Source organism: Thiothrix lacustris DSM 21227 (assembly GCF_000621325.1).
GTDB classification, from domain to species: Bacteria; Pseudomonadota; Gammaproteobacteria; order Thiotrichales; family Thiotrichaceae; genus Thiothrix; species Thiothrix lacustris.
Genome location: NZ_JHYQ01000002.1, coordinates 156,957 through 172,786 on the forward strand (window position 1 = coordinate 156,957; position 15,830 = coordinate 172,786).

Below are 15,830 nucleotides of genomic sequence, written 5' to 3' on the forward strand. Positions count from 1 at the left end.
AATGATTGTTTATCAAACGCCGTGATTCAGGCTGTATAAGTTCTGCGGTCGCTGGCAACCACTACCGAAGTCTTCGTAAGATTCAAAGAGTTCATCAGCATTCGGTGGCAAGTCGCTTGCTAGTCCCGTTTCAGAAAACGCTATCCATGAAGCTAGTTCGCTTGTCAGAGGTTCGAGCTTTTGCACGGCTTCGATAGCGTCGTAATCAGCAATAATCCGCTTGGCTTCTTCGGCTTGAATGCCAGAATCAACCAATGCTTGACGCTTACGCTCAACAGACGCTTGACCGTTGGCAATCTCGCTACGCAAACCATTTATTAGGCTTGGAAGTCCCTGAAACTGTCGATGTGTGCGAATCTTGAGGAACTTATCAATCAATGCCTTACGGTCATCAATATCAAGCGTCAAGCTCTCAATTTCCTGCGTTTTTGCTTCGATAAGGCTATCAACGCCTTTCGTAGTAACATTGTATTCTGCCAGCGTAGCACGGCACTGGTGCAGGGCTTCTAGCTTTGCGGTGAGTTCGTGACGTTTCAGGCAAGCCGTCTTAAATGTGGTCATGTTTAAAATCTCAGTTGTGAACAAGCCGATAGTTTGAATGTTTATCAAAGCGGGATTTGATGCGGTTTCCTTGCGACGCTGTGATGGACTTATGGGGCGTTTGTGACGGACTTGTGATGAAGGAATTTTTTCAAGTACTTGATTTTATTAAGGGTGTGATGAATGTGATGAATGTGATGAACTTTGAACGTTTTCAGAATTCAGGGAATGTGACGGACACAAAAAAGCCGGGACAATGCCCGGCTCTTGATTCGTGCAGGGCAGGGATTACAGAAACGAACTTCCCGCATGGTCTTTGAACATTTCCGCATTGCGCACATAGCCTCTAACGGTCTGTACGCTCTTGTGGCGTGATACATCCATGATCTTGAACAGGTTAGCGCCTGATTCAGACGCGCTTGTTATGAAGCCACTACGCAAGGAATGCCCGCTAAAATCATCAGGATTCAAACCAGCCGCTTCAGCGTAGCGTTTAACGATGGTAGCAATGGATTTATCGGTAATGGCCTGATTGCGCGTCTTGTCGCTTTTGGTGATAGGCCGGAATAACGCGCCGTCAACAATGCCAGCCGCTTGCAAGTAGTCTTTCAAGATGCCGCATACATTCAGCTTCCCATTGTAGATAGCGATGGTTTGCCCTTGCGCCTCTTGGTCGGTCTTGGATTTGCGGATAGTGATCCGTGCGCCATCGGTTACGAACTCAATATCTGACAGTTCCAGCCCTGCCAGTTCCGAGCGCCGAAACGCGCCAGCAAACCCTAGAAGCAAAATAGCCTTGTCACGCTTGCCCTGAATCGTCTTTGTGTCGCATTGGGCAATCATGCTGTAAATCTTGTCCACGGTTGCCGCTGATTTCTTTTCGACCTTAGCGCCAACATTGCGCTTAATGCCTTTCAGGGTGGCACTCACCAGCTTGTCAGTAGTCGGCGAATTCATTCCCGCCGTTTCATGGGCGAAACGGACAGCAGAAACACGACGATTCAGGGTAGATGGTGAAATTCCATCATTGGCTTGTGATGCCAGAAAATCGGCAATGGTAGCGGGTGATGCTGGCATAGCTTCCAAAGACCGACTATCGCACCAACTGACAAAAATGGTCAGGTCACTACGGTACGCTTTCCGGGTTGCCTCGCTGGTCGATTCGATGATGAATTGCTTAGCTTGCGCACCCACTTCCCCAATGGTTAAGTTTGTGTTGCTTGTAGTTGTCAAAGTACTCATGTTTCACCTTGTTTATTAGTTCCGAGAATAACAGTTATCGGAACTAATAATATATATTGGTGTAAGTTGTGTCAATGCGTGTCAACAGGTGGCTTTATGGTTCAATTCTGGATTCGTGATGGTATGGCGGTTTCTGCCATCGGTGCAGGATGCTATGATTTACCCTAGATACAGGCGAAAAGCATTTGTAAAAAATCTTGTAAGTGACTGTTTTTGTTAGTGCGTGAATGTAAGTTTTACAGTGTTTTTTAGGTGGCTTTTTTAGTATAAGTGGTTGATTTTATGGAAAAAGTTAAAGTTTTGTTTGTCTGTATGGGCAATATCTGTCGTTCACCTACGGCGCAAGGTGTGTTTGAGCATCTGGTGCATTCGCAAGGGTTGTCTGATCGTATTCTGATTGATTCGGCGGGGACTCATGCATACCACGTGGGTAATCCCCCTGATAAGCGTTCACAAGGCGCGGCGAAAAGTCGTGGGTTGGATTTGTCGGGGCAGCGGGCGCGTAAGGTAACGCTGGCTGATATTGAGGCATTCGACTACGTGTTGGCGATGGATCGCACGAATCTGGATGATTTACAGGATATGGTGGCAGCATCACAGCGTGAGCGTGTGCGCTTGTTCATGGCGTTTGCCGAACGCTGGAATGTGGATGAAGTGCCTGACCCTTATTATGGGGGCGAGAGTGGCTTCGAGAGGGTGTTGGATATGGTGGAAGATGCGGCGGCAGGCTTATTAGAGCATATCCGCCGCACCCATTTTTAGACAGTCAGGTGTTACCCTTACTCCGGTTCGGTGTGCATCCATGATGGACGCCGCTTCATCGGTGCAGGTGCCGCCGTTTCCTTTACCGTGTCGACTATTTCGGGCGTTTTGGGTTCAGTTACTACCGTTATAGGTTCAGGTGGGGCAAGCGGTTTTTCAGCAATAACCTCAGCCACTGCGATAGCAGGTGGGGCGGGTTCCGGTTTTGGTGCAGGCACAGGTGTAGGTTCTGGTTGAGCAAAAACCTCTGCCAGTGGCTTAGCTTCGGGTACAGACACGGCGGCTACTAGTTCTGGCTGAACGTTTACTTCCAATGCGGTCTCTACTTTGGGCGTAGGTTCTGCTTGAACTTGTGGCTCTGCTTTGGGCGTAGGTTCTGCTTGAACTTGTGGCTCTGCTTTGGGCGTGGGTTCTGCTTGAACTTGTGTCTCTGCCTTGGGCGTGGGTTCTGCTTGAACTTGCACGTCTGGTACGGGGCTCACGGCAGGCTTGGGTTTTGCTTGAGCCTGTACTTTGGATTTGCGTTCCTGAAAATCTGCCGGATTTTCAGGGGGTGAAACCTGGATGATAACAGGTACAGGTCTGTTCTCCGATTTGGGTGGCTGACGTTCGTAACGCGGCTGTTGCGCAGGTTGTGCTGCGCTCAGATCAATAATGAACGGTTCCAGATTTTCAGCAGGCAGAGGTTCTAGCTCGGCAGATGCAGGGCGTGGTGGGCGTTGTTGACGATTTTGGCTACCGCGTGGGCGACGTGTGCGGCCACGACGTTCGCGTGGGCCGCGTGGCTGGGTTTCGCTGCTAGCTGTAACCGTATCATCGTCGGTTTCAACGTCTGTATCTGCGTCATCCATTACCTCATCATCAAGGTCGTTTGTGTCAACGTCAGACAGACTAGGTGCTGCCATTTGATTGCGACGGTTTCTGTTGGCCGCTGCTGGCGCATCAGTTTGTTGAGCCTCTAATGGCTGGTTGTCATCGTCTACGTCGCTTGCAGATGCGGCCTCATTTCCTCTGGGGCGTTGCTGGCGCGGGTTGCGTTGCTTTTCTTGTGGGATGTTATCCTGTGGGGCGCTGTCGTTGGGTTGTGCCGTGTTGCCGTTGTTGGCTTCATTGGAACGTTGGCGGTTGCGCGGGTCACGGCGTGAGCGGTCACGGCGACTTTGAGACTGTTGTCCATTGTCTTGGTTGTTGTCACGTGTTTCTCGCGGTGCAGACAGGGTGATTTCGAGAGGTGTCTGATCATCATGTTGCGCGACTGGAGCGTCTTGTTCTTGTGTTCTGGGCGGACGTTGCTCGCGTGGTGGGCGACGATTTTGGTCGCTATTGCTGTTGTCACGCTCATTGCGGTTGCGATTGTTGTTGCGCTGCTCGTTGTTGCGTTCAGTGTTGCGTTCGTTGCGCTGCTCGTTGTTGCGTTCAGTGTTGCGTTCGTTGTTGCGTTCGTTGCGCTGCTCGTTGTTACGTTCAGTGTTGCGTTCGCTACGCTGCTCGTTGTTACGTTCAGTGTTGCGTTCGCTACGCTGCTCGTTGTTTTGGCGGTTTTGACGGTTGTCTTGTGCATGACGATTGCGTGATTCGTCCGTGGCTGGGCGCTCTGTTTCTGCGGTTGTGTCGCTTCTGCCATTGTTACGATTGCGATTATTTCGCTGATCATTGCGTTCGTTGCCGCGTTCGTTGCGTTTGTCCCGTGGTGGTTCAGTGCGTCGTTGCGTTTGTGTGCTGGCGGTTTCTGTCGTGTTTTCAGCCGCTTCTGCTGCTTTGTCAACAGTTGGGCTGCTGCCAAAGAGACTGCCGAAAATGCGACGCATTAGACCTAGGCCTTTGATGGCTGCTGCTGGTATTGGCGCTACAGCTGTCGTTTCGTGGTTGCGTGAACCCTGCGGTGCTGGGGTGCTGGGCATAACGTTGGTGACGGCAGCTTCGACTGGAGTCAAGGCATGATTGGTGTCTTGCTGGATAGTCTCTTCAATATCAGGCGGAGCCGGAATGTACAGGTAGCTGCTTTGGCCTTCTTCGTCTTCGAGGTTGTCATTGCGGATACGGCTGATGTCGTAATGCGGCGTTTCCATGTAAGGGTTGGGGATGATGGTCAGCTCAACATTACGACGCGCTTGGATGTCGGTGATGGCTTGGCGCTTTTCGTTCAGCAGGAATGTCGCGACAGCAACCGGCAGGCGGGCAATGACTTTGCCGGTCATTTCCTTCATGGCTTCTTCTTCGACCAGACGCAGGATGGAAAGCGCCATTGAGTCGGTGCTGCGAATATGGCCATGCCCGGTGCAACGTGGGCAAACGATTTGGCTGGATTCACCAAGTGATGGGCGCAGGCGTTGGCGCGACATTTCCAGCAAGCCGAAGCGGGAGATGCGCCCGACTTGTACGCGTGCGCGGTCGAGTTTCATGGCATCACGCAGGCGTTTTTCGACTTCGCGCTGGTGTTTGCTGGGCAGCATGTCGATAAAGTCGATGACAACCAGACCACCAAGGTCACGCAGGCGCAATTGGCGGGCAATTTCGTCAGCGGCTTCCAGGTTGGTGTTGAGAGCCGTTTCTTCGATGTCATGCCCTTTGGTGGCACGCGCTGAGTTGATATCGATGGAAACCAGTGCTTCGGTATGGTCGATGACAATCGCACCGCCGGAAGGCAGGGCAACGGTGCGCTGGTAGGCCGTTTCGATCTGATTTTCAACCTGAAAGCGGCTGAACAGTGGTGTGCCGTCAGTGTAAGCCTTGAGCTTGCGGATATTGTGCGGCATGACTGCCTGCATGAAATCTCGCGCTTGCTGGAAGACTTTTTCGTTGTCTATGACGATTTCACCGATGTCACGGCGGAAATAGTCACGCAGCGCACGGATAATGACGTTGCTTTCCTGATACAGCAGGGTTGGGCCTTTGTGCTGGCTGTACGCTTGCTGGATGGCATTCCACAAGGTTTTCAGGTAGTCCAGATCCCATGACAGTTCCTCTGCATCACGTTCAATGCCAGCGGTACGCACGATCACACCCATGCTGTCGGGAATGTCCAGCTCACTCAGTGTTTGCTTGATTTGTTGACGATCATCACCTTCGATACGACGTGATACCCCACCCGCTTTGGGGTTATTGGGCATCAGCACCAGATAGCGCCCGGCAAGACTGAGGTAAGTGGTCAGGGCTGCGCCTTTATTGCCACGTTCTTCCTTGTCGACTTGCACTAAGATTTCCATGCCCTCACGCATCACGTCCTTGACAGCAGGACGCCCGGTGTATTTGGCATTTGGATGATAGAATTCTGGTGCGACTTCACGAAAGGATAAGAAACCATGGCGTTGTGCACCATAGTTGACGAAAACGGCCTCTAAACTAGGTTCAACGCGAGTGATAACACCTTTGTAAATATTAGCTTTTTTTTGTGCACGCAGTGAATGTTCAATATCGAGGTCGTACAGGCGTTGCCCGTCAACCATGGCAACGCGGATTTCTTCCGGTTGGGTCGCATTAATTAGAATACGTTTCATGTACTACATAAGCCTTGGTTATGCAGTAATTGTTACCTGTTTGTTTCAGGTGGGGTCGATCAGTTTATTTCGAGTAATATCAAAGCGTTAGAATTTTTCTCTATCACCAAGCTATGGATTAACCTTAATCGGGCCTACCTTTAGAAAGAATCGTTCGGTCATTACGGGTCATGGGAGTGCCTCATAAGGGCGGGCGCATGAATATTGTAAACCGCTGGCGCATTCTTGCAACAGACATCAGCAACAAGTCCTGCTGTTAATGTCAAGCCTGTCTGCTTGTTTTTTGATCTGCATGACAGGCATTGGATGATGAGGGTATGGATTTTTTTATCCTGTTTACCCCGGCACAAATTCTGAGGGTGAATGTTCTAATCGCCAGAATTTGTGATTGAATCAATCAGGCATGGGTCATATCATCGTGTTCAGATTTGATCGAACCCATTGTGTCAGGTTTTCATCCTAACGTTGCCTGCTGCGAATATATCAATTCGGTTAATTATATTCAATTTGCATTTAAATTTAGTTGGTATGTTTTTTCATTATGGCAGTCGAATACTACACGGTTACGGAAAATGAAGATGGTCAGCGGATAGATAATTTCCTGATTCGCCATCTTAAGCAACTTCCCAAGAGCGCACTTTACCGGATTTTACGCAAAGGTGAGGTGCGGGTTGACAAAAAAAGAGTCAAACCAGAGAAGAAACTGGCTTTGGGTGAGATTATCCGTATCCCCCCCATCAAAATGGAGGCGGAGGTCAATCCGCCGGACAAGCCTGCGCTGGCCTCTGCTTCTTTGCTGAGCGTATTGGAAGCGGCGGTGTTGCAAGAAGATGAGCAACTGATTTTCGTCAACAAGCCCTCCGGCCTGCCGGTACACGGTGGCAGCGGCTACAAGCTGGGGCTGATTGAAGCCTTTCGTCAATTGCGCCCGAATTTGCCCTATGTGGAACTGGCGCACCGCATCGACCGTGATACCAGCGGTGTGGTCATTCTCGCCAAGTCACGGCAGGCATTGACTGAATTGCACGCATTGTTCCGCGACGGCAAGATTGATAAGCGCTACAAGGCGCTGGTGGCAGGGCGTTGGAAGCACGGTCGCCAACACGTGACGATGGATTTGAGCAAGGAAGAAGGCACGCGCCAGAAGGTGCAAGTGGTAGAAGAGGGCGAGGGTAAAGTATCCGAAACCATTTTCTCCTCGCTGAAAAACCTGCATGGCGCATCGCTGGTAGAGGCACAAATTCTTACCGGGCGGATGCATCAAATCCGTGTGCAATTGCAGAATCTGGGGCATCCGATTCTCGGTGATGACCGTTACGGTGATTTCGCACTCAACCGCAAATTCCGCGACATGGGGCTGAAACGACTGTTTTTGCATTCTGCCAGCGTAGATTTTACCTTGCGTGCCACCGGGCGGCGTTATGTGGTGGAAGCACCCCTGCCGGATGAGTTGAAGGAAGTGCTGATTAACATCAAAATCAATGCGGTAGAGCGTTGATATGACCGTTAAGATGAAACCTTATTCCCTGCTGATTTTTGACTGGGACGGCACGCTGATGGACTCCGCCGCGCACATTACCCAGTGTATGCGCAATGCCATTGCGGTGGTGGGTGCGGAACCGCGTACTGATGCGCAAATCCGCCACATCATCGGCTTGGGGCTGGATGAAGCCATTCAACACCTTTACCCCAACCTTTCGCCGAGTCGGATTCGCGAGATTGCGGATGAATACCGTCAGGAGTTTCTGGTGCGCACCACGCACGGCAGCGAATTGTTCAGCGGCGCACGCGCAACCCTTTACACGCTGGCTGAACAGGGTTACACGCTGGCCGTTGCTACGGGGAAATCGCGGCGTGGGCTGGATAAGGTGCTGGATGAAACCGGGCTGCGTGAGCTGTTCCCGATTACGCGCTGTGCGGACGAAACCCGTTCCAAGCCACATCCACAAATGCTGGAAGAGATTTTGACAGACTGCGATACCCGCAAGCATGATGCGCTGATGATTGGGGACAGTGAATACGATTTGCAGATGGCGCTGAACATCGGGATGGATTCACTGGCTGTCAGTTACGGCGTGCATGGCCTTGAACACTTGCGGCAACATCAGCCGCGTGGTCATGTTGACGACGTTACGCATATTCCCGGCTGGTTAGCCGCACAAAAAGGTTACACATGAACGAAGATAATACACAGGCTATTCAGGCGCTCAAAGATGTGGCGCTGGAAAGCATCAAGGAACAACGCCGTGCGCGGCGCTGGGGGATCTTTTTCAAACTGTTTTTCGTTGCTTATTTGTTGGTTGCGCTGTTTGCCTTGATCGGCACGGGGGCGTCGGATAGTAATTTGACCGCAGCAAAAGAAATTACAGCCGTCGTCGATATCAACGGCGTGATCATGGATGGTGCGTTGGCAAGCGGTGAGCTGGTGAACCCTGCACTGAAAGAAGCCTTTGAAAATGAAAAGACCAAGGGCGTGATTTTACGCATCAATAGTCCCGGTGGCAGCCCAGTGCAGTCGGGTATCATCAATGATGAAATCAGGCGTCTAAAGGCCGCACATAAGGATATTCCGGTGTATGCGGTGGTGTCTGACCTGTGCGCGTCGGGTGGTTATTATATCGCGGTGGCTGCCGACAATATCTACGCAGACAAGGCCAGTATCGTCGGTTCCATCGGGGTGCGTATGGATAACTTCGGTGCAGTGGAGTTGATGGAAAAGTTGGGTGTGGAGCGTCGTCTTTACACTGCCGGTGCGAACAAGGGGATGCTTGACCCGTTTTTACCGGAAAACGAAACACAGGTTCAACATGTCCATAATATGCTGAACACGACGCACCAACAGTTCATCAATGTGGTGAAAGAAGGCCGTGGCGAGCGTTTGCAGAATAACCCGGATATTTTCTCTGGCCTGTTCTGGACGGGTGAAGATGCGCTCAAGCTGGGCTTGATTGATGGGATAGGCAGCGATGCTTACGTGGCGCGTGAGTTGATCAAGGCGGAGGAAATGGTGAATTTCACGACTGAAAAAGACCTGTTGCAGCGTTTGAGTGAGCGGGTAGAAACGTCCGTACAAGCGCTGATTTCGCTGGATGCAGCACCGCGTACCGTGTTGCGTTGATGGAAACATTGCTGTATTCGCTGGCGGATGCCCTGAAGTCCAAAGGCTGGATGCTGGCAACGGCGGAATCGTGTACCGGCGGCTGGATTGCGAAACTGTGTACCGATCTGGCGGGGAGTTCCGCGTGGTTCGAGCGCGGTTTCGTGACCTACAGCAATGATGCCAAGCAGGATATGTTGGGTGTAAAGGCGGAGACGCTTGCTCAACACGGTGCGGTCAGCGAAGCAGTCACGGCTGAAATGGCTGCGGGTGCATTACAGCATTCGCGGGCGCAGGTGGCAGTGTCGGTCAGCGGGATTGCAGGGCCTGGCGGTGGTACAGCGACCAAGCCGGTTGGGACGGTGTGTTTCGGCTGGTTAGTGCAGGGTGGGGAAGTGCGTACCGCCACCCGACACTTTCAGGGTGATCGGGAAGCAGTACGCGCTCAAGCGGTGCAATACGCACTCAGTGGCGTATTGCAGGCGTTGCGTTAGACTTTTTGGCGCACGTAAGTGCCCGGTGCATCGCCGAGAATTTCCAGTTTTCCAGCGCCGGGGATGCGTGCATCCACTTCGGTTTCTGAGAATTTCGCTACCCAGCTATTCCAGTCGTGCCACCATGATAAGTCAACCTTGTTGGCTGCAAACAACCAGTCATCCGCATTGTCGCATAGTTCTTCGTTGACCCAATGACCGTATTTGTTAGCGGCTGCCGGGTTAACAATGCCTGCAATGTGACCAGACTGCCCCAGCACGAAGCGTACCGGACCCGAGAACAGTTTCGCACCCTTATAAGTACCGCGCCATGGGGCGATGTGGTCGTCATGAGTGGAAACGAAATACGCAGGTGTATCAATCTTGCCCAGATTAATCGGGGTATCTGACAGCGTGATGCAATCAGGTTGGCTCAGGCAATTGTTGAGGTACATATTGCGCAGGTAGAAGCTGTGCATGGCAGCAGGCATCCGAGTGCTGTCGGAGTTCCAGTACAGCAAGTCGAAGGGCATGGGGTCATTGCCGAGCAAATACAGGTTGACGAAGAATGACCAGATCAGGTCGTTGGAACGCAGCATATTGAAAGCCGCGCCCATGTCCTTGCCATCCAGATAGCCGTCTTTTTCCATGCGCTTTTCCAGCGAGCCAACTTGTGCTTCGCTGAGGAAAACTTCGATTTCGCCAGGTTCGGCAAAGTCTAGCAAGGTGGTGAAGAACGTGGCGCTTTTGACGCGATCATCGCCCTTGGCTTTCAGGTAAGCCAGTGTAGCGGCGGTCAGTGTACCACCGAGGCAGTAACCGATCACATTGAGGTCACGTTCGCCGGTAGCGGCTTCGACCGCATCCATCGCGCTGATGGCGGCTTGCATGTAGTCTTCAAAATTCAGGTCACGGTGTTGGCTGTCCGGGTTGACCCAGGAAATCATGAAGACCGTATTGCCTTGATCCACTGCCCATTTGACGAATGAATTCTTTTCGCGCAGGTCGAGGATGTAATACTTGTTGATCCACGGTGGCAAAATCAGTACTGGGCGTTGGCGCACTTTAGCCGTGGTCGGGGTGTACTGGATCAGTTCCAGTAATTCATTCTTGAACACCACTTTACCGGGGGTGGTGGCAATATCCCGACCCAGTTCAAACGCTTTCATGTCGGTCATGCGGATGCGCAATTGACCATCCTGAAAATCATCCAGCAGGTTTTCCATCCCCTTGACGAGATTCGCACCATTGGTTTCGACAATGGTCTGCCAAACTTGTGGGTTGGTGTGTGAATAATTGTTGGGTGCGAGTGCATCAATCATGCTGTTGATGAAAAACTCGGCTTTTTTCGCATCCTGTTCTGAAAGGCCGCCTGCGGTTTGTGCCAGTGTGCGCCAGTATGTCGACATATTGAGGTAAGACTGGAGCAGGACTTCGGTGAACTGGTGTTCTTGCCATGCCGGGTGTTTGAAACGCTTGTCGGTGATGTCGGGAACGCCCGGTGACAAATGCCCCAGACCCAGCGCCCGTGTGGTGGTGTGCTGCCATAGCTTGGTTTGGCTGCTGAACAAATCCATATTAGCCTGCATGACGGCAGTCGGGTGCAACAACAGGTTGACGCCCCACTTGGCAATGGCTTCTGCGAAACTGTTGTCGCCTTGGCCACCTTCATTGGCTGGTTTGTTCATCGCATTGCCCAGCAAACGAGCGACAAAGCGTTGCCACAACAGCATTGCTTGCGTCATATTGGTTTGCAGTAGAATAGGGTCTATGGATGGTGTGAGTTGTTGGGCTGGGTTTTGCATAAGTTTAGTGGTTCCACTTAGGAATATTCATCGGTGTGTCACAATAGCCAGTTTATGGGGTGATTGTCGACAGTTTTTATAAGAAAAATGCTGCATTGCAGTAATTTAAAGGTGGTGTTAGTTTTTTGAAAAACAATGGTCTGCTTGATGGTCGCTGCTATGATGCCGCATGTCGACGATTCGCCGATAAGTGCTGAGCTTTCATCTTCTGGCATTGGCTTGCTGCTATCCATTATGGAATAATCCACGCTTTCCTCACCTAAGTTAAGAACTCATACATAAAGGAGTGTCCGTATGGACGAGAACAAAAAGAAAGCCCTTGCTGCCGCCTTAGGCCAGATTGAGCGCCAATACGGTAAAGGTGCAGTGATGCGTATGGGTGACTCCAGCGCTTCCCGTGATATTGAAGCCATTTCTACTGGCTCATTGGGTTTGGATATTGCGTTGGGTATTGGTGGTCTACCTAAAGGGCGTGTGATCGAAATTTATGGCCCAGAGTCTTCTGGGAAAACCACATTGACGCTGCAAGTCATTGCCGAGTGCCAAAAGCTTGGCGGTACGGCGGCATTTGTGGATGCGGAACACGCGCTTGACCCAGTTTATGCGCAAAAGCTCGGTGTAAACGTGGACGACCTGCTGGTTTCCCAGCCAGATAATGGTGAACAAGCGTTGGAAATTACTGACATGTTGGTGCGTTCTGGCGCAGTTGACATTGTCGTCGTGGACTCAGTAGCGGCTTTGACCCCGAAAGCTGAAATCGAAGGCGATATGGGCGACTCTCACGTTGGCTTACAAGCACGTCTGATGTCACAAGCCTTGAGAAAATTGACCGGGAACATCAAGCGTTCCAACACCATGGTGATTTTCATCAACCAGATTCGGATGAAAATCGGTGTTATGTTTGGCAACCCGGAAACCACGACCGGCGGTAATGCGCTGAAATTCTACGCTTCGGTTCGTCTCGACATTCGCCGCATTGGTGCTATCAAGAAGGGCGACGAAATCACCGGTTCTGAAACCCGCGTGAAAGTGGTTAAGAACAAGGTGGCGCCACCGTTTAAGCAAGCTGAGTTTGAAATCCTCTACGGTGAAGGCATTTCCCGCGAAGGCGAATTGGTTGATTTGGGTGCTAAACAAGGACTGATCGGCAAAGCAGGTGCATGGTACAGTTATAAAGGTGATAAAATTGGCCAAGGTAAGGACAATGCGCGTAATTACCTGAAAGAACACCCGGCCGCTGCGGCTGAAATTGAAAAAGCGATCCGCGAAGCCGCATTTAGTTCGCCCGATTTTGCACCCTCTGCTGTTGAAGAAGCGGATGCAGGGGACGACGAGGTATAATGGCTGACGGGCGGGGCTGTGAAGCGGTTGCGGTGCGATTGTTGGCACAACGTGAGCATTCCCGCTATGAGCTGGCGCAAAAAGTGCGTCAGCGCTGCGAGTGTGATCAGGCTAGCTTGGATCAGGTGTTGGATAAATTGCAGGACATGGGGTATCTGGATGATGCCCGTTATGCGGCTGCATTCATCCGTTCATCCATTTCAAGAGGGCGTGGGGCGCAGCGAATTAGCTATGAATTACGTGAGCATGGCGTCGATAATGCCATTGCTTCACAAGCATTGGCGGAAGCCGATGTGGATTGGCATGTGCTGGCCAGTGAACAGCGCGAGAAAAAATTTGGCAGGGAAATCCCTGCGGATTACAAGGAACGCGCCCGGCAGTCTCGATTTCTCGCCGGGCGCGGTTTTTATACCGATGCGATTAAAGCTGCTTTCCAATGAATACTGCTGAACTCAGACAACAATTTCTCGATTTTTTTGCCAGTAAAGGCCATGAAATCGTCCCGTCCAGCTCTTTAGTGCCGGGCAATGACCCGACCTTGCTGTTTACCAACGCGGGCATGGTGCAATTCAAGGACGTGTTCCTTGGCATGGATAAACGCAGCTATCACCGCGCTACCACATCGCAGCGCTGTGTGCGGGCGGGCGGTAAGCACAACGATCTGGAAAACGTCGGTTATACCGCGCGTCACCACACGTTTTTTGAAATGCTGGGCAATTTCAGTTTCGGTGACTATTTCAAGGAAGACGCTATCAAGTATGCGTGGGAATTCCTGACTGAAACCCTGAAGTTACCTAAGGGCAAGCTGTGGGTCACGGTGTATGCCGATGATGATGAAGCCTACAGTATCTGGGCGCAGCAGATTGGCGTGCCTGCCGACCGCATTACCCGTATCGGTGATAATAAGGGGGCAGCTTATGCGTCCGATAACTTCTGGCAGATGGGCGATACTGGGCCGTGTGGACCGTGCACCGAGATTTTCTACGACCACGGTGAGCATATTTGGGGTGGCCCGCCGGGAACGCCAGAGGAAGATGGCGACCGTTACATCGAAATCTGGAATCTGGTGTTCATGCAATACGAGCGCACCAAAGATGGCACGATGATTCCACTGCCCAAGCCTTCTGTCGATACTGGCATGGGCATGGAGCGGTTGGCAGCGGTGATGCAGGGCGTACACAGCAACTACGAAATCGACCTGTTCCAAACCTTGCTGAGCAAAGGGTTGTCCCTCGCGAAAAATGCTGATGCGAATAACCCGTCGTTGAAAGTGATTGCTGACCACATCCGCTCTTGCTCTTTCCTGATTGTCGATGGCGTGTTGCCATCGAATGAAGGGCGTGGCTATGTCTTGCGCCGCATTATTCGCCGCGCTATCCGTCATGGCTATAAGCTGGGGATGGAAGCGCCATTTTTCCACAAGCTGGTACAGCCGCTGGTGGATGAAATGGGCACGGCTTACCCTGAACTCGCCAAAGCCCAGCCTCACGTTGAACAAGCGCTGGAAAAAGAAGAGCGCCGTTTCGCCGAGACGCTGGAACAGGGCATGAAGATTCTGGAAGATGCCATTGCGGGCATGTCAGGTGACACGATTGATGGCGAAACCGTTTTCAAGCTCTATGATACGTATGGTTTTCCGGTAGATTTGACGGGCGATATTGCCCGCGAGCGTAACCTCAAGCTCGACGAAGCAGGCTTCGAGACAGCGATGAATGCGCAACGTGAACGTGCGCGTGCGGCAGGCAAATTCGGTGCCGACTACGGCGACAAGCTGGATGTCAGTGGCGAAACTGCTTTCCACGGCTACGGCACTTTGACGGAAACCGCTAGTATTACCGCACTGTTCTCGCAAGGTACTGCTATTGAGTGTTTGCAGGAAGGCGCTGAAGGTCAGATCGTGTTGGATCACACCCCATTTTATGCCGAGTCTGGCGGTCAGGTGGGCGATACCGGGGTTTTGCATACCGATACGGCAGTCTTCCGGGTTGCAGATACGCGCAAGCAGGGCAAAACCTTCATCCACACCGGCAAGGTAGAATTCGGCGAACTGTCCGTCGGTACAGCGGTCGTGGCGGAAGTCGATGCCGAACGTCGTCAGGCCATTATCCTCAACCATTCCGCGACCCACTTGATGCACGCTGCGTTACGCGAAGTGCTGGGCGAGCATGTTGAGCAAAAAGGTTCGCAAGTGACGCCCGAGCGCCTGCGTTTCGACTTTTCCCAGCCGGATGCCGTTACACCAGAGCAGCTGGCCGCTGTTGAAGCCATTGTTAACCGCGAAATCCGCAGCAATGCCGCAACCTTGGCACAAGTCATGAGCATGGAAGACGCCAAAAAATCCGGCGCCATGGCGCTGTTTGGCGAGAAATACGGCGATGAAGTGCGGGTGCTGAAAATCGGTTTCTCTACGGAATTGTGTGGTGGTTGCCACGTCAATCGTACTGGCGATATTGGTCTGTTCAAAATCATCAGTGAAGGTGGTGTGGCAGCAGGTGTTCGGCGTATCGAAGCGGTAACAGGTGCTAACGCGCTGGCATGGTTTGGCGATGTCACCAACCGTCTGGATAGCGTTGCCCGCTTGCTGAAGTCCAACCCTGTCGAAGTGACTGACAAGCTCGACGCTATGCTGCAAAAGAACCGCGCACTGGAAAAAGAGCTGGAGCAACTCAAAGGCAAAATGGCTTCCCAAGCCGGTTCTGGCCTGGCTGACCAAGCGGTGGACATCGGCGGGATACGGGTGCTGGCAGCAAACCTCGAAGGTGCTGACCCTAAATCCTTGCGTGACACGGTTGACCAGTTGAAAAACAAGCTGGGCAAAGCAGTCGTGATTCTAGCTGCGGTTGCCGATGGCAAAGTCAGTTTGGTCGCCGGTGTCACCAAAGATGAAACCGCCAAAGTCAAAGCAGGCGAGTTGCTCGGCTTTGTTGCTGGGCAAATCGGTGGCAAGGGCGGCGGTCGCCCGGACATGGCACAAGGTGGCGGCACTGACGTGGCAGCATTACCAGCAGCACTGGCAGCAGTGGCTGGCTGGGTTAGCGAGCGGGTTTAATTTTTGAAGTGTTTTGAAGGTAAA

The 15,830-nt window shown here is 52.1% G+C and carries 13 protein-coding genes; 8 read left to right on the forward strand and 5 right to left on the reverse strand.

Annotation, left to right across the window (positions count from 1 at the left end; all coding sequences use genetic code 11):
* Window positions 1-12: 12 nt before the first annotated feature.
* The gene (locus Q394_RS0102240) at window positions 13-561 is read right to left on the reverse strand and encodes a hypothetical protein (RefSeq protein ID WP_028487841.1); all 549 of its coding nucleotides are present in this window, start codon (window positions 559-561) and stop codon (window positions 13-15) included.
* Window positions 562-828: 267 nt separating this feature from the next.
* Entirely contained in the window at window positions 829-1,782 is a 954-nt protein-coding gene (locus Q394_RS0102245; RefSeq protein ID WP_028487842.1) for a site-specific integrase, read from the reverse strand.
* 282 nt (window positions 1,783-2,064) lie between these two features.
* On the opposite strand from Q394_RS0102245, the gene Q394_RS0102250 reads away from it, so the two are divergent.
* Window positions 2,065-2,544, forward strand: coding sequence for a low molecular weight protein-tyrosine-phosphatase (locus Q394_RS0102250; protein ID WP_028487843.1), 480 nt, complete (start codon window positions 2,065-2,067; stop codon window positions 2,542-2,544).
* A gap of 17 nt (window positions 2,545-2,561) precedes the next feature.
* Here the strand turns inward: Q394_RS0102250 and Q394_RS22670 are convergent, their stop codons facing one another.
* Window positions 2,562-6,041, reverse strand: coding sequence for an Rne/Rng family ribonuclease (locus Q394_RS22670; RefSeq protein WP_051542635.1), 3,480 nt, complete (start codon window positions 6,039-6,041; stop codon window positions 2,562-2,564).
* A gap of 541 nt (window positions 6,042-6,582) precedes the next feature.
* Between Q394_RS22670 and Q394_RS0102260 the strand changes: the two genes are divergently transcribed.
* The 4 genes from Q394_RS0102260 to pncC are packed head-to-tail and all read left to right on the forward strand — an operon-like array spanning window position 6,583 to window position 9,632.
* A complete protein-coding gene (locus tag Q394_RS0102260; RefSeq protein WP_028487844.1) occupies window positions 6,583-7,539 on the forward strand; it encodes an RluA family pseudouridine synthase in 957 nt (318 codons plus the stop codon).
* Between the two features lies 1 nt (window position 7,540).
* Window positions 7,541-8,218 (forward strand): HAD family hydrolase, encoded by a 678-nt coding sequence (locus tag Q394_RS0102265; protein WP_028487845.1) that lies wholly within the window; start codon window positions 7,541-7,543, stop codon window positions 8,216-8,218.
* Complete coding sequence (locus tag Q394_RS0102270) at window positions 8,215-9,159, forward strand: S49 family peptidase (protein ID WP_028487846.1); 945 nt, start codon at window positions 8,215-8,217, stop codon at window positions 9,157-9,159. The genes Q394_RS0102265 and Q394_RS0102270 overlap by 4 nt, the downstream gene beginning before the upstream one ends.
* The gene (gene pncC, locus Q394_RS0102275) at window positions 9,159-9,632 is read left to right on the forward strand and encodes a nicotinamide-nucleotide amidase (RefSeq protein ID WP_038140169.1); all 474 of its coding nucleotides are present in this window, start codon (window positions 9,159-9,161) and stop codon (window positions 9,630-9,632) included. Before Q394_RS0102270 ends, pncC begins: the two co-directional genes overlap by 1 nt.
* Here the strand turns inward: pncC and Q394_RS0102280 are convergent.
* On the reverse strand, window positions 9,629-11,416 hold the full coding sequence (locus tag Q394_RS0102280; protein ID WP_028487848.1) for a PHA/PHB synthase family protein: 1,788 nt from the start codon (window positions 11,414-11,416) through the stop codon (window positions 9,629-9,631). The genes pncC and Q394_RS0102280 overlap by 4 nt on opposite strands.
* Before the next feature lie 38 nt (window positions 11,417-11,454).
* Complete coding sequence (locus tag Q394_RS0102285) at window positions 11,455-11,649, reverse strand: hypothetical protein (RefSeq protein ID WP_028487849.1); 195 nt, start codon at window positions 11,647-11,649, stop codon at window positions 11,455-11,457.
* Window positions 11,650-11,710: 61 nt separating this feature from the next.
* Between Q394_RS0102285 and recA the strand changes: the two genes are divergently transcribed.
* From recA to alaS, 3 genes are read left to right on the forward strand one after another with little or no spacing between them, the layout of a single operon-like run.
* A complete protein-coding gene (gene recA / locus Q394_RS0102290) occupies window positions 11,711-12,757 on the forward strand; it encodes a recombinase RecA (protein WP_028487850.1) in 1,047 nt (348 codons plus the stop codon).
* The gene (locus Q394_RS0102295; protein WP_028487851.1) at window positions 12,757-13,197 is read left to right on the forward strand and encodes a regulatory protein RecX; all 441 of its coding nucleotides are present in this window, start codon (window positions 12,757-12,759) and stop codon (window positions 13,195-13,197) included. The genes recA and Q394_RS0102295 overlap by 1 nt, the downstream gene beginning before the upstream one ends.
* Window positions 13,194-15,806 carry an alanine--tRNA ligase gene (gene alaS, locus Q394_RS0102300; protein WP_028487852.1) on the forward strand — a complete coding sequence of 871 codons (2,613 nt, stop codon included), beginning with the start codon at window positions 13,194-13,196 and terminating at the stop codon, window positions 15,804-15,806. The genes Q394_RS0102295 and alaS overlap by 4 nt, the downstream gene beginning before the upstream one ends.
* Window positions 15,807-15,830 lie beyond the last annotated feature (24 nt).